The following is a 14,133-nucleotide window of genomic DNA, read 5'->3' on the forward strand; positions in this document are numbered from 1 at the left end:
GTATTTTTAGAAATATTGTCGTATAATGTTAAATGATTTTCTATAGCACTATATAAATAAGAAGAAACGCATATATGACGGCATAAAATCCGTCCATTTATTATGAAGGAGGTCTCCTGACCATGTCAGCAGATAATAAAAATATTGCAGATGTATACCGTCTTGGAATTGATATTGGTTCCACCACAGTAAAAATCGCAGTTCTAAATGAAGAAAAAGAAATCCTTTTCTCCGATTATGAACGCCACTTTGCAGACATTCAGAATACACTGGCTGGACTGCTGGATAAGGCTTATAAACAATTAGGAGAATTTTTAGTCCTTCCGGTGATCACCGGTTCCGGCGGGCTTACACTCGCAAAACATCTGGAGGTTCCCTTTGTGCAGGAGGTTATCGCTGTGTCCTCCTCCCTACAGGAACTGGCTCCCAGAACCGACGTAGCCATTGAGCTTGGCGGGGAGGATGCAAAGATCATTTATTTTGAAGGCGGAAATATTGAACAGCGTATGAACGGCATCTGTGCCGGAGGAACCGGTTCTTTTATTGACCAGATGGCCTCCCTGCTGCAGACCGATGCCGCAGGCCTGAATGAATACGCTAAAAATTACAAGGCGCTTTATCCCATCGCTGCCCGCTGCGGCGTGTTTGCCAAAACAGACATCCAGCCGCTGATCAACGAGGGCGCTACGAAGGAGGACCTGTCAGCCTCCATTTTCCAGGCTGTGGTCAACCAGACCATCAGCGGCCTTGCCTGCGGAAAGCCAATCCGCGGCCATGTGGCATTTCTGGGCGGCCCGCTTCACTTTTTGTCTGAACTGAAGACAGCGTTTATCCGGACACTGAAGCTGGATGAGGAGCATACCATTGTACCTGACAATTCCCATCTGTTCGCAGCTATAGGATCTGCGCTGAATGCAAAAAAGGATGCGCCCGGCGTATCCGTCACTGCCATGCGCGACAGGCTGTCAGCCAATATACATATGGAATTTGAGGTCAACCGTATGGAACCTCTGTTTGCCTCCAGGGCGGATTATGACAAATTCAATGAGCGCCAGAGTCATTACAATGTGAAAACCGACGAACTCTCCGGCTACAGCGGAAACTGCTATCTTGGTATAGACGCAGGCTCCACCACAACAAAGGCAGCCCTGGTCGGGGAGGATGGTTCCCTGCTCTACTCCTTTTACAGCAACAACAACGGCAATCCCCTGGCAACCAGTATCCGTGCCATTCAGGAAATTTACAGCCACCTTCCCCGGGAAGCCAAAATCGCATACTCCTGTTCCACCGGCTACGGAGAGGCACTGATCAAGGCGGCCCTTCTTTTGGATGAGGGGGAAGTGGAGACCGTATCCCACTACTATGCAGCCGCTTTCTTTGACCCTGAGGTGGACTGTATCCTGGATATCGGCGGTCAGGATATGAAATGTATCAAGATAAAGAACCATACTGTGGACAGCGTGCAGCTAAATGAAGCCTGCTCCTCCGGCTGCGGCTCCTTTATCGAGACCTTTGCCAATTCCCTGAATTACAGTGTACAGGACTTTGCAAAAGCCGCTCTTTTTGCCAAAAATCCTATTGACCTTGGAACCAGATGTACTGTTTTCATGAATTCCAAAGTAAAACAGGCACAAAAAGAAGGTGCGGAGGTATCAGACATCTCCGCAGGACTGGCATATTCCGTTATAAAAAATGCATTGTATAAAGTTATCAAGGTTTCCGATGCCTCTGAGCTGGGAAAACACATTGTCGTACAGGGCGGAACTTTCTATAATGACGCTGTTTTGAGAAGCTTTGAGCGCATTGCGGGCTGTGAAGCCATACGTCCGGACATTGCCGGGATCATGGGCGCTTTCGGTGCTGCCCTCATCGCAAGGGAGCGCTATACGGCAGGCCAGGAAACTACCATGCTTCCTATTGAAAAGATCAACAGTCTCCAGTATAAAACCACCATGGCAAACTGCAGGGGCTGTACCAATAACTGCCGTCTGACCATCAACAAATTCTCAGGCGGACGCCAGTATATCTCCGGTAACCGCTGCGAGCGGGGGATTGGCAAAGAGAAGAACAAGGACCATATTCCCAATCTGTTTGAATATAAATATAAAATGCTGTTCTCCTATGAGCCGCTGACAGAGGATAAAGCTCCCAGAGGAAAGGTGGGCATCCCTAGAGTCCTGAACATGTTTGAAAACTATCCTTTCTGGTATACGTTCTTTACCAGGCTGGGATATCAGGTGGTACTCTCCCCCACCTCAACCAGAAAGATATATGAACTCGGCATTGAGTCCATTCCCAGTGAATCAGAGTGCTACCCTGCAAAACTGGCTCACGGACATGTATCGTGGCTCATCAAACAGGGGGTCAAATATATCTTCTACCCCTGTATTCCGTACGAGAGGGAAGAATTTGAGGATTCCATTAACCATTACAACTGCCCCATCGTCACCTCCTATGCGGAGAATATAAAGAATAACATTGACGAACTGAATGATCCGGAAATCCATTTCCACAACCCGTTCTTAGCCATGACCAATGAGGACACCATCACAGAGCGGCTGCTGGAAGAGTTTAAAGACATTCCCTCCACAGAAGTATCTGACGCTGCCCATGCCGCCTGGAAAGAAATGGCCAAGTGCAGGGAAGATATTCGCAGGAAAGGTGAGGAGACTCTCCGCTATCTGGATAAGACAGGAAGACGCGGCATCGTGCTGGCCGGAAGGCCATACCACATTGATCCGGAGATCCATCACGGTATCCCGGACTTGATCAACTCCTACGGCATTGCCGTACTGACAGAGGATTCTGTCTCTCATCTGGCACCTATTGAACGCCCCCTGCGTGTCAATGACCAATGGATGTACCACACCAGGCTTTACGCTGCCGCCAACTTTGTGAAGGAAAAAGAGAATCTGGATCTGATTCAGTTAAACTCCTTCGGCTGCGGACTGGATGCCGTGACCACAGACCAGGTAAATGAGATCCTGGCAGACAGCGGCAAAATTTACACCTGCCTGAAAATAGATGAGGTGAATAACCTGGGTGCTGCCCGCATCCGTGTCCGCTCTCTGATCGCTGCCCTCCGGGTCAAGGAAGAACAGCATATCAAACGGAAAATATCACCCTCCTCCATCAAAAAGGTGGTATTCACACCTGAGATGAGAAAAAAATATACGATTCTGTGCCCCCAGATGTCACCCATCCATTTTTCCATCCTGCAGGCAGCGTTCAATGCCAGCGGGTACAATCTGGAAGTGCTTCCCAATGACAACAAGGAAGCTGTGGATGTTGGCCTCAAATACGTGAACAATGATGCCTGTTATCCCTCCCTGATGGTGGTGGGCCAGATTATGCAGGCACTCTTGTCCGGCAAATACGACCTGCACAAGGTAGCGATCATTATGTCACAGACCGGAGGCGGATGCCGTGCCTCCAACTATATCGGATTTATCCGAAGGGCACTTGCCAAGGCAAATATGTCCTACATACCGGTTATTTCCATCAATTTAAGCGGGCTGGAAGAAAACCCCGGATTTAAGATCACCGCCAAGCTGGCCTCCAGACTGGCGTTCGGCGCAGTGTTCGGAGACATACTTATGAAATGCCTCTACCGTATGCGCCCCTACGAGGCCGTCAAAGGCTCCGCCAATGCCCTGCACCGCAAATGGGAGAAGCGCTGTATCCGTTTCATAAGCGCCAAACACATTACTTTTGGGCAGTTCAACCGCATCTGCCGACAGATGATCCGGGAATTTGACACGCTGCCCATCACCGGTGAGAAAAAACCGAGAGTAGGTATTGTAGGCGAAATTCTGGTAAAATTCCTGCCTGCTGCCAATAACCATCTGGCAGAGCTTCTGGAAAAAGAAGGAGCAGAACCTGTCTGCCCGGATTTGATCGACTTTTTATGCTATTGCTTCTATAACCAGAATTTCAAGGCAAAATATTTAGGATTCAAGAAAACCTCTGCAAAAACTGCCAATATGGGCATCAAAGCCATTGAATTTATCAGAGGGGCAGCCAACAAAGAGTTTGCCAAAAGCAAACATTTTACTCCATCTGCCAACATCAAGGACTTGGCAAAAATGGCAGCCCCCATTGTATCTATCGGCAACCAGACCGGAGAGGGATGGTTTTTGACCGGAGAGATGATGGAACTGATCCACAGCGGAGCACCTAATATTGTGTGTACACAGCCTTTCGGCTGTCTGCCCAACCACATTGTGGGCAAAGGTGTTATCAAGGCCATCCGCAAGGATTATCCGGATGCCAATATTGTTGCCATTGACTATGATCCAGGTGCCAGCGAGGTAAACCAGCTGAACCGCATTAAACTGATGCTGTCCACTGCATTCAAAAAGATGCCGTGACCGATAAAAAAGAATAAGCCAGCGGGCATATCACTGCATAGGATGATATGCCCGCTGGCTTTTCTTATGATTTTCTTATGATCTTGTCAGATGATCCTCAGTTTTTGGGCCAGCACTATAAGCTTTGTCCCTCCCGGCAGGGACAGAAGTTCCTGTCTGGATGGTTTTGCAATAAAGAGATAGGCAATGAAATACACGGCAGCAGCCAGCGCAATCGAGGGGATCAAGGCCAGCAGATTGGAGTGCGGCAGTGATCTTACCAGAAATCTCACACCTTTGTACACGGCAAACGCAACGATCCCCATGGGGATTGTAGCCAAAAACGGAGGCAGGTAAGCATATTTCCATGGATTCTGATATCCCAGGTATTTCTTCAGGGCCCTGTCATTGAGCACACACATAACAATGGCATATACGATCATGGCAATGACCACGGCATAGATTCCCGCATCGGTAAAAAACAGCAGGACCGCCAAAAATACAATATCCACAGCCAGGGAAATTGCCGCGTTGATCATGGGGACATTAGCCCTTCCAATGCCCTGCAGAACCCCATTTGATATATTGGATGTACTGTTCAGGATAACCGTGATCACCCCAAGCACCATCAATTGTCCCGCTACGCCTTCTGTGGAAGGGAAAAGCAGAGCGGTTACCGGCTGTGCCAGCACGGCAAGCCCCACGGAAGCCGGCATGGAAATCAGCATACTGATCCATGTGGCATTATTTATCTTCTCAATGGCGCCTTTCACATCCCCTGTGGCATAATGGGCGGACACCTCCGGAATCATGGAGGTAGGAGCCGTACTAGCCAGCGTCAGGGGAATATTGATCAGCGTCATAAAAAATCCAAACTCTGCATACAGCACTTTTACCTGGCTGTTATCCATACCTCTGAAATCTGAAATGCTGGTGTACATCACACCATTGATATAACCATTCACATTATAAATAAATGCGCTGAGAATGATGGGCGCCACGATCAGCACAATATTTCTCATGACCTGCTGATAGCTCTCATCCACAGAAACCTTGTCCCTGGCAATCCTGCGGTTGATCGTCTTCCTGTTCACGCTGTACACAAACAGCATAAAAAGAAGCGCTGCCGTAACACCGGCTCCCGTACCAATGGTCGCCCCGGCTGCGCTCCATCTCTGCAGCGTATCTTCCCCTGCACCTGCAAAATGATGAACCATAAAATTTGCCATCAATAGTGCCACAACCGCAACCGCTATCTGTTCTACGATCTGCGAGATAGACGTGGGCATCATATTCCTGTAGGCCTGGAAATATCCTCTGAACACCCCAAGAATACCCGATATGAAAATAGTAGGGGCCAGCATCTGAAGCGCCAGTCTGGCATTTGCCACGCTGTCCGGTACCAGGATCGAAGCACCGAACACACATATGAGGGCAACAGCGCCTCCGGCTATCACTGCATATAAAAGAGCGCCCTTAAACACCCTCTGCGCGTCTCTGTATCTTTTGAATGCGATCCGCTCCGACATGATCTTGGATACAGCCTGCGGAATACTGAAGGATGCGATCATCAGCAGGATAAAATATACATTCTGCGCGAACTGGAAGCAGGCAAAGCTCTCTCTTCCCAGGAGCGAAGACAAGGGACTTTTGTATATCATTCCGATAATCTTAGATATCAGCGCCGCAACCATTAAAAAAGACGCATTTTTCACTAATGTATTACTATTCTTTTTACCCATTTGTCCAAATTCCTTTATCTGTTTTCTATCTGCCAGTCAATTGGCTCCAGGCCATGTTCCTGCAAAAAGGCATTTGCCTTGCTGAAATGACGGCATCCGAAAAATCCGCGGAATGCAGACAGCGGACTTGGATGAGGTGCTTCCAGAATCAGGTGGTTTGGATTGTGCAGCATACTCTTTTTCATCTGTGCCGGTCTTCCCCACAAAAGGAATACCATGGGGCGGTCCTGTTCATCCAGAATACGGATGGCCGCATCCGTAAACTCCTCCCAGCCGATTCCTCTGTGAGAATTGGCCTGGTGGGCCCGTACAGTCAGAACTGTATTCAAAAGCAAAACACCCTGTTTTGCCCATTTCTCCAGATATCCGTTGTTGGGTATATAACAGCCGCAGTCTTCCTGAAGTTCCTGGTAAATATTCACCAGAGAAGGGGGGATTTCCACATCCGGCTTGACAGAAAAACACAGGCCGTGAGCCTGCCCGTCATTGTGATAAGGATCCTGTCCCAATATGACCACTTTTACCTGATCTAAAGGGGTAAAATGAAATGCATTGAAAATATCATCCGGTGCGGGGAATATCTTTCTCATCTGGTACTCCTGCCCCACCTTGGCGAACAATTGTTTATAATATGTTTTTCCGAATTCCGGCTTCAAAGCCTCCAGCCATTCTCCCTGTAAAGGCGGCATAATCATCCCTCCTGCATTTTTATCATGTTCTCTAGTTTAGCAGAATCCATCGAAAAATGCAAGGAGGTGTCGCCTGTCATCATCTTTCCGTCATCACTTTTCTTCCAGTTCAAACCAAAATTCCACACCGTTGTCATAGTTGACCACGCCGAACTTCTGATGCATGCTCTCCATAATAGCCTTTACAATTGACAATCCAATACCGCTTCCCCCGTACTCCCGGGTCCGTGCCTTGTCCACCTTATAGAATTTTATCCAGATTTTATCCAGTTCCTCCTCCGGGATAGGTTTTCCTGTATTGAAGACAGAGAGGCGCACATGGTTTTCCTTTCTCATCATCTTCACTTCAATCTTCATCTCTCCATCCACATGATTCAGGGCATTGGACACATAATTTGTCACCACTTCCTCCACTTTGAATTCATCTCCCCACACGTACACAGGCTCAGACTGGGGGAAGGAGATCTGGGCGCCTTTCTGGTCTGCCAGCAACTGCGCAGACTGTACCACGCCCCTTACCAGGTCTGTCAGATCAAATCGTTCCATGGCAGCCTGGTCATTGCCGAATTCCAGATGATTCAGGGTCAGCAGTTTTTTTACCATATTGTTCATCTTTGCAGATTCATCCATGATCACATCACAGTAAAACTCCCTGCTCTCCGCATCGTCATTGATACATTCCTTCAATCCCTCAGCATACCCCTGGATCAGCGCAATAGGGGTCTTCAGCTCATGAGAAACATTAGAAAGGAATTCCTTGCGCATCTCATCAATCTGTTTCTTCTGCTCAATATCCTCCTGCAGTTCATTGTTGGCAGTTTTCAGTTCAGATATGGTATGCTCCAATTCCTCGGACATCTTGTTGAAGTTCTGGCCCAACGTGCCGATCTCATCCTCGCCTCCGCCTTCATATCTGGCTTCAAAATCCAGATTACTCATACGCCTTGAGATCTCCGTCAGTTCCAACAGCGGTTTTGTGATCCTCTTGCTCATAAACCAAATTGCAGCACTGCTGATCATGATCACAAGAAGTCCTATATAAATATAGAATATATTCGAGATCTCCACACTGTCCCGGATACTTGCCATGGGCATACGGATCAAAAAGGCACACTTTCGGTTCTTCATCACACCCCACATGTCCAGATAGACTACGTTCTCTTTGTCGTCTGTATTCTGCTCCAGCGTGTAGGAATCATTGTCTGTAATGACCTCCCTGTTTTCCGGCATCATTCCCCAGATATATCCAAATAGAAGCCTGGTAGCCAGCAGATCGGGATTACGCCCGTCATTGGCTATGATGGTCCAGTCCTGTGTGCTCACATCCACAAGTACCCAGGAAATATTTTTTTCAATACAGAGTCCCTGCAGGTGCGTCCTGCCCTCCGGGTCATTATAAGCCTGTTCATTTAATGCTTTATATACGGTTTCCAGAGAATCCGCTTTTCTGGAAATATAATATTTCTCCAAAAACAAACGGTTCACCGCCGTAATAGACAAGAGCGATAAAAGCATAATTCCGATAAAAGATACTGCCAGACGCACCTTAATTGATTTTCTCATGTTTTATACCTCGAACTTGTATCCCATGCCCCAGATTGTTTTAATGTATTCACCCTTATCTCCCAGTTTGCTGCGAAGCTTTTTTACGTGGGTGTCAATGGTACGGGCATCTCCAAAATAATCGTAATTCCATACAGAATTCAGGATTTTCTCTCTGGAAAGTGCTATTCCCTGGTTTTCCAGGAAATACGTCAACAGTTCAAATTCCTTATAGCTCAACTCCATGGACTGCCCGTCAATAGTGGCAATATGGGAAGCTTTGTTCACCTCAATACCACCCGCCGACAAAACATCACTGTTTCCGCAGATATTGGCTCTTCTCAGAATAGCCTCCACTCTGGCAACCAATATCTTGGGGCTGAAAGGCTTTGCAATATACTCATCCACCCCCAGCTCAAATCCCAAAAGCTCGTCCCTCTCATCGCCTCTGGCAGTCAGCATGATGATGGGAACCTTTGACTCCCTGCGGATTTCCCTGCACACTTCCCAGCCGTCCATCTTAGGCATCATCACATCAAGGATCAAAAGAGCAATATCCTTTGTAGCATAAAAAATATCCAGTGCCTCCTCACCGTCGCCGGCCTCCAGCACCTCGAAATCTTTCTTTACCAGGAAGTCCCGCACCAGCTTGCGCATCCTGCTCTCATCATCCACTACCAGTATTTTGCATTTTTCCATATCGGTTCCCTCTTTCTATCTCTGCAGACTTATCTGTCCGATCTACTCTATGATAACGGTTCATTTCCTTTACAATCACTGGCAAAAATCCATATAAAAACTTTTGGCCATGGGATTCTGCCTGGCGGCTGAATCGTTCCATTGTATGTACTTAAATATATCAGAAAATTTTGTTGAATCTGTGAACAGTAATATTAATACGTTTCACGATACACATAAATCGAGTATTTTGCACCATACCCCGCTGGCGGCCTTAGGGGCTTCATAAGCAGACACCTAAAAAGCACTTGACAGGACAGCGGCTGTGAATGGTAACCCACAATTAATTTTATATAAACTGATTGATATCCATTTCATCCTGCTGCCTGATCTCATGCAGTACCCAGCGTTCATTTCGGTAAATAAATTTCCAGTATTCATAAAAGCTCTCTTTTTTTGTGTTGCCGCGCACACAGATCCTTGTGTTCCTGTTCATATAATAGCCCACCATACTGCCGTGGATCAGATACCAGATACAATCGTTTTCCTCCCCCAGCTCATCGTAAGCACTCACAGGCACAGCGCTCAAAAGCTTTACATGCTTCTGAACCACCGCTTCCTCCCTCACTTCCATCCACTGGATTTTCATATTAAAGTCTTCCAGCAGTTCTTCGCTGAGATAAGCCGCCGCGTAGCCTGCATCCATCCGCCTCCAGCACTCCTGGATCTGAAAGTAGGCTTCCTCTACCTGACGCTGCACTTCCCGGTAATCCCAGTTACCGCCGATTTTTTCATACTGCCGCATTAAATTTTTGCTTTTCATGGCCGCCTTTTTTGATTTAACGGCAAACACAATAGCTCCGCCGCAGGTGATCAAAACGGCATTGACCCCGAAAACAATATTTCCCACTAAATTGCTGCGGGATGAGGAACGGCCGCTGTGGTAACTGCCTCCGCCGGAGCTGCCGCTGTATCCGCCCCCGCCTCCTGAACTTCCGCCGCCTCCTGAGCTTCCCCCTCCGCCGGCCCGTCCCCAGACAGGCACTGCAAGAATGATCATCAGTATTGCCAAAAGCAAAAAACCATGCCGCAATTTTCTTTTTTTATTAAAAAACTTCATATTTCCCAAATCTGCAAAGAAACCGTCATGCTGCCCGGATACTATGCTCTCCCCTTTTATTTCTTTTTAATAAGTCTATCCCAGACATAAATATCTGTCAAGACTGGTAAACTTTTTTCATTTCTCCTTGACAAAATCATAATAAAGTGATAATCTATAATACACTTCCACAGTGAAGTCCAGAAATGGGCTTGTACTGGTTTCGACGGGGGTTTTGAAGTTGGGGAAGCCATCCGCAGACTCCGGGACTGCGTACCAACCTGGAACTTAAATATAAACGCAGACAATAATAATTTAGCGTTAGCTGCCTAATTGCAGCTTGTCGGCCCCAGGTCACCTGCTGCCTGGGAATCCGGCATCGACTTTGCAGGGCCCTTTACTTTCAAAGCTTTGAGAAAGTAAAAGATTTATGAAGCTACTAAGTACATCAGCCTGTCATCCGGCGGTTGTATAAGGGAATGTTAAAAGAATGACTGTGATGGGAGATGCCTCAAGGGATAGACTTTCGGACGCGGGTTCGATTCCCGCCAGGTCCACTATTTGTAAGCCGCCGGAAGCGGCTTACCTGCACAGAGCCATTGAATCCGGATGAAGTTTGGATTCAATGGCTCTGCTTTACTTAAAATGTAACGGATCCGAACTTTTCACAGCATTCGGATCGTTACGTTTTACTCCAATGACAAAGGGTTCCTTTATTATAAGGGAGCCCTTTTATTTAGACCCATTACACCAATACTCCCCGTGCGATGTTCACCGGAATGTCTGGCTGTTGTTGATATCATATACAAAATGCGGAACCGGCCGATTGTCCACTATAGATTTTGACTCTCCATCCTGTACGGCACCCATTTTTTCATAAAATCCTGTGGCCTGAGGGCTGGTGACAAAATGTATTGTTAGAATCCCCTGTGCCTTGCACCAGCCAGTCATATGGTTCCACATCTGCTTTCCGTATCCTCTGCCAATCTCCTGCTCCGCCACATAAAAGTATTCCAGCTCCCCTTGTTCTGCATTCCGCCTCAGGCCCCAAAATGCAGCTGGTCTCCCGCCTTCCCGGCACACATAAACCGGATTTTCTAAAATAAACTGTTCTGTGATATTAAACTTATGGTCAAATACCTCCATAAATTCTTTTTTATATCCCCAGTGCTCTTCTGACTTCCACGCAAGGAGACGCAGACTCCGTGTATCTTCCGGCTTCGCCGGTACGAAATCCATGGCTCTTTTGGCTGCTGCCATAATATCCCGCCTTTCCGCATTCCATAGAATACATGATGTACTTTTTTAATACGATGATGCTACAGGCCAATTTTACTATTGCAAGGTTAAACTGTCAAACACTGGCCCGTGCCTAAACGGTCCGGCAGGGTGAAAAAAAAGGGACCGGAGGTCTTTTTTTGTATTATAATGTCGAACTTTCCTTCCTTGACAGCTTTCTCCTCTATAATATTATAGAAAATATGAGGAGGGTTAATAAATATGCATACAAAGGATAGAATCATACGCCAATTCGGCATCACATCAAAATATAAGGGGTACCGCTATCTGCTGGACGCCATTCATATTGCCGCCGAAAATTATGATGAGTGTCTTAAAGTGACAAAGGATATCTACCCTGTCATTGCCCATAAATATGGGGTTACCAAAGTCAGTGTGGAACGCGACATCCGGACTGTAATAGAAAAATGCTGGGATAATAATAAAGCATATCTGCAGGAACTATCCGGGTATAAACTCTCCAGATGCCCTTCAAACAGCGAATTCATAGATATTATTGCCTACAAAGTGTACTGTAATAAATGAATTACCGCGGATTTCTCCATAACTGAATTACCTGTCCTGAATGCAAAAATAAATCTCACACCAATGCACATCACCTAAAAAGGGCTGTCTGCCGGATGATATGTGATCTGATGCCTCCTAAGTGGACAGCTCTCTTTCTGTTTGCATTCCCTTTTAGAACGTAATATAATGAAATCGAATCCAGCGGATTTCATGACCGCTGACACAGGTAAGTCCCTGTCCGTACCTTTTCTACTATATTATGACAGGTCCTTACAGGATAAAGCAAATACAAAAGGAGGCAAAAATGGCTCTCATATTAATAGCAGAGGATGAAAAAGGTATGCAGGAAATCCTTACGGACTATATGCGCCGCGGCGGACATACCTGTATAACGGCTGATGACGGTATAGACGCTGTGACAATCTTGAAAAACAATCCTGTAGATTTGGCAGTGCTTGATATTATGATGCCCCATCTGGACGGACTCTCTGTATGCCGGATCGCCAGAGAAATGTGTAATATTCCCATCATTTTTCTCACAGCAAAAGACAGCGAGACAGATAAATTAAAAGGCTATGAGTACGGAGCTGACGATTATATCACAAAGCCCTTCAGCCCTAAATTACTTCTCGCAAAAATCAATGTCCTTCTGCGCCGGGCCATGTCCGTCAATCCCCATGATATTGTAACAGCCGGGGAAATCGTAATGCAGCTCTCCTCCCACACGGTCACCGTCTGCGGCAGGGACACGGTGCTGACTCATAAAGAATTTGAACTGCTGCGCCTCTTTATGCTGAATAAAAATCAGGTCTTTTCCCGTGACCAGCTCCTTAACCGTATCTGGGGATATGATTTTGAGGGAAATACCAGAACAGTGGATACCCATATGAAAACCCTGCGCCAAAAGCTGGGCAGTGAAGGACAGCATATTGTAACCCTTATCCGCTCCGGTTATAAGTTTGAGGTATGACTATGGAAAAAATAGTATCTGCATTTCACTTGAACACTGTCCGCAAAAAAACCCTTCTGCTTTCAAAACTGGTGGGAGGAATCATTGTTTTATTCTACCTTTTTACTTCAGAGCTTCCCACAAACCGCAGTTTCGCCTTTCTGATATGGTTTATTCTTATGGCAGCCGTTATCACAAGTATAGATCATCTGCTGGGTCGTCTGATCTCTAAACCTTTAAATGAAATTAACCGGGAAGCCGAGCGAATGGCTCGTCTGGATCTCACTGCACGCTGCCAAATCAAGTCTAATGATGAGTTTGGCAGACTTTCACAAAACCTGAATACCATGTCCGCTAATCTGCAGGATACTCTGCAGAAACTGGAGTGTGCAAATATCCAGCTTGAAAAGGATATGCAGAAAGAACGGCTCCTGCAGGCTCAGAGAAAAGAGCTGACTGATAACCTGTCTCACCAAATGAAAACGCCCCTGGGACTTATACGTGCCTATGCAGAAGGGTTAATAGACGAGGTGGATGATACAAAAAAGCAGCAGTATATCCATGCCATATTATCTGCTGAGGACCGAATCAACCGTATGCTTGTATCACTGCTGGATCTGTCTGCAATGGAAGCCGGTTCCGCAGAGCTTTTAGATGAAACCTTTGATTTCATTGAACTGGCAGAGACATCTGCAGGCCGCCTTCTTCTCGACACCCCGGATCGTGATTATCGTTTCACTTACCAGCTTCCCGATCATCCCGTTTTCATTCAGGCAGACCCCAAACGCATGGAACAGGTGCTGGACAATCTCTTTGAAAACGCCGGAAAAAATGTCCAAAAAAAGGGAGAAATCCGTCTTACAATAAGCTGTACGGAAAAGGAACTGCTCTTTTCCCTATATAACCAGTGCTGTCCGATCCCGGATGAGGATCTTCCCAAAATCTGGTCCAAGTTCTACCGCGGACAAAATACTGCCGGCAGCGGCTCCGGCTTAGGACTGGCAATTGTAGCTCAGGTTCTCTGCCTCTATCAGGCTCCTTATGGGGTACAAAATCTGGATAACGGGGTAGAATTCTACTTTTCCTTTCCCTTTCTCACATAACCAACTGCAAGGCATAATTTCACATGAACTTCACAGCAGCCTCATACTGACTTCACCTTCCCTGTATAAACTCTCTTATACAAGGGAGGTGATTTTATGTTATTAGGACTTAAGTGGTATTGGTGGCTTATACTCACTGTGATTTTCATACTCTCCTTACCTCTTAAAGTTATTTT

The 14,133-nt window shown here is 46.6% G+C and carries 10 protein-coding genes and 1 other RNA gene; 5 read left to right on the top strand and 6 right to left on the bottom strand.

Annotated elements, in window-relative coordinates:
- Positions 1-122 precede the first annotated feature (122 nt).
- Positions 123-4,370: a 2-hydroxyacyl-CoA dehydratase gene (locus C6P39_RS26575; RefSeq protein ID WP_104805733.1), complete on the top strand. Its 4,248-nt coding sequence runs from the start codon at positions 123-125 to the stop codon at positions 4,368-4,370.
- 86 nt (positions 4,371-4,456) lie between these two features.
- On the opposite strand, the gene C6P39_RS26580 is transcribed toward C6P39_RS26575, so the two are convergent.
- From C6P39_RS26580 to C6P39_RS26600, 5 genes are all read right to left on the bottom strand, one after another.
- Entirely contained in the window at positions 4,457-6,091 is a 1,635-nt protein-coding gene (locus tag C6P39_RS26580; protein ID WP_104805734.1) for a putative polysaccharide biosynthesis protein, read from the bottom strand.
- Positions 6,092-6,105: 14 nt separating this feature from the next.
- Positions 6,106-6,780: a uracil-DNA glycosylase gene (gene ung / locus C6P39_RS26585; RefSeq protein ID WP_104805735.1), complete on the bottom strand. Its 675-nt coding sequence runs from the start codon at positions 6,778-6,780 to the stop codon at positions 6,106-6,108.
- A gap of 93 nt (positions 6,781-6,873) precedes the next feature.
- A complete protein-coding gene (locus tag C6P39_RS26590; RefSeq protein WP_104805736.1) occupies positions 6,874-8,343 on the bottom strand; it encodes a sensor histidine kinase in 1,470 nt (489 codons plus the stop codon).
- 3 nt (positions 8,344-8,346) lie between these two features.
- Positions 8,347-9,021 (bottom strand): response regulator transcription factor, encoded by a 675-nt coding sequence (locus tag C6P39_RS26595; protein ID WP_095172516.1) that lies wholly within the window; start codon positions 9,019-9,021, stop codon positions 8,347-8,349.
- A gap of 328 nt (positions 9,022-9,349) precedes the next feature.
- On the bottom strand, positions 9,350-10,120 hold the full coding sequence (locus C6P39_RS26600) for a Tim44 domain-containing protein (RefSeq protein WP_104805737.1): 771 nt from the start codon (positions 10,118-10,120) through the stop codon (positions 9,350-9,352).
- 187 nt (positions 10,121-10,307) lie between these two features.
- On the opposite strand from C6P39_RS26600, the gene ssrA reads away from it, so the two are divergent.
- Positions 10,308-10,659, top strand: a transfer-messenger RNA (tmRNA) gene (gene ssrA / locus C6P39_RS26605).
- A 211-nt stretch (positions 10,660-10,870) separates the two neighbouring features.
- Here the strand turns inward: ssrA and C6P39_RS26610 are convergent.
- On the bottom strand, positions 10,871-11,359 hold the full coding sequence (locus C6P39_RS26610; RefSeq protein ID WP_104805738.1) for a GNAT family N-acetyltransferase: 489 nt from the start codon (positions 11,357-11,359) through the stop codon (positions 10,871-10,873).
- A 240-nt stretch (positions 11,360-11,599) separates the two neighbouring features.
- On the opposite strand from C6P39_RS26610, the gene C6P39_RS26615 reads away from it, so the two are divergent.
- The 3 genes from C6P39_RS26615 to C6P39_RS26625 all read left to right on the top strand — a co-directional run bounded on the left by C6P39_RS26615 (position 11,600) and on the right by C6P39_RS26625 (position 13,957).
- On the top strand, positions 11,600-11,923 hold the full coding sequence (locus tag C6P39_RS26615; RefSeq protein WP_095172513.1) for a sporulation initiation factor Spo0A C-terminal domain-containing protein: 324 nt from the start codon (positions 11,600-11,602) through the stop codon (positions 11,921-11,923).
- Between the two features lie 286 nt (positions 11,924-12,209).
- Positions 12,210-12,875, top strand: a complete 666-nt coding sequence (locus tag C6P39_RS26620) for a response regulator transcription factor (protein ID WP_104805739.1) — start codon at positions 12,210-12,212, stop codon at positions 12,873-12,875.
- Positions 12,876-12,877: 2 nt separating this feature from the next.
- Complete coding sequence (locus C6P39_RS26625) at positions 12,878-13,957, top strand: sensor histidine kinase (protein ID WP_330407134.1); 1,080 nt, start codon at positions 12,878-12,880, stop codon at positions 13,955-13,957.
- The last annotated feature ends 176 nt before the right edge of the window (positions 13,958-14,133 follow it).

The organism is Blautia marasmi (assembly GCF_900258535.1).
GTDB classification, from domain to species: domain Bacteria; phylum Bacillota; class Clostridia; order Lachnospirales; family Lachnospiraceae; genus Blautia; species Blautia hominis.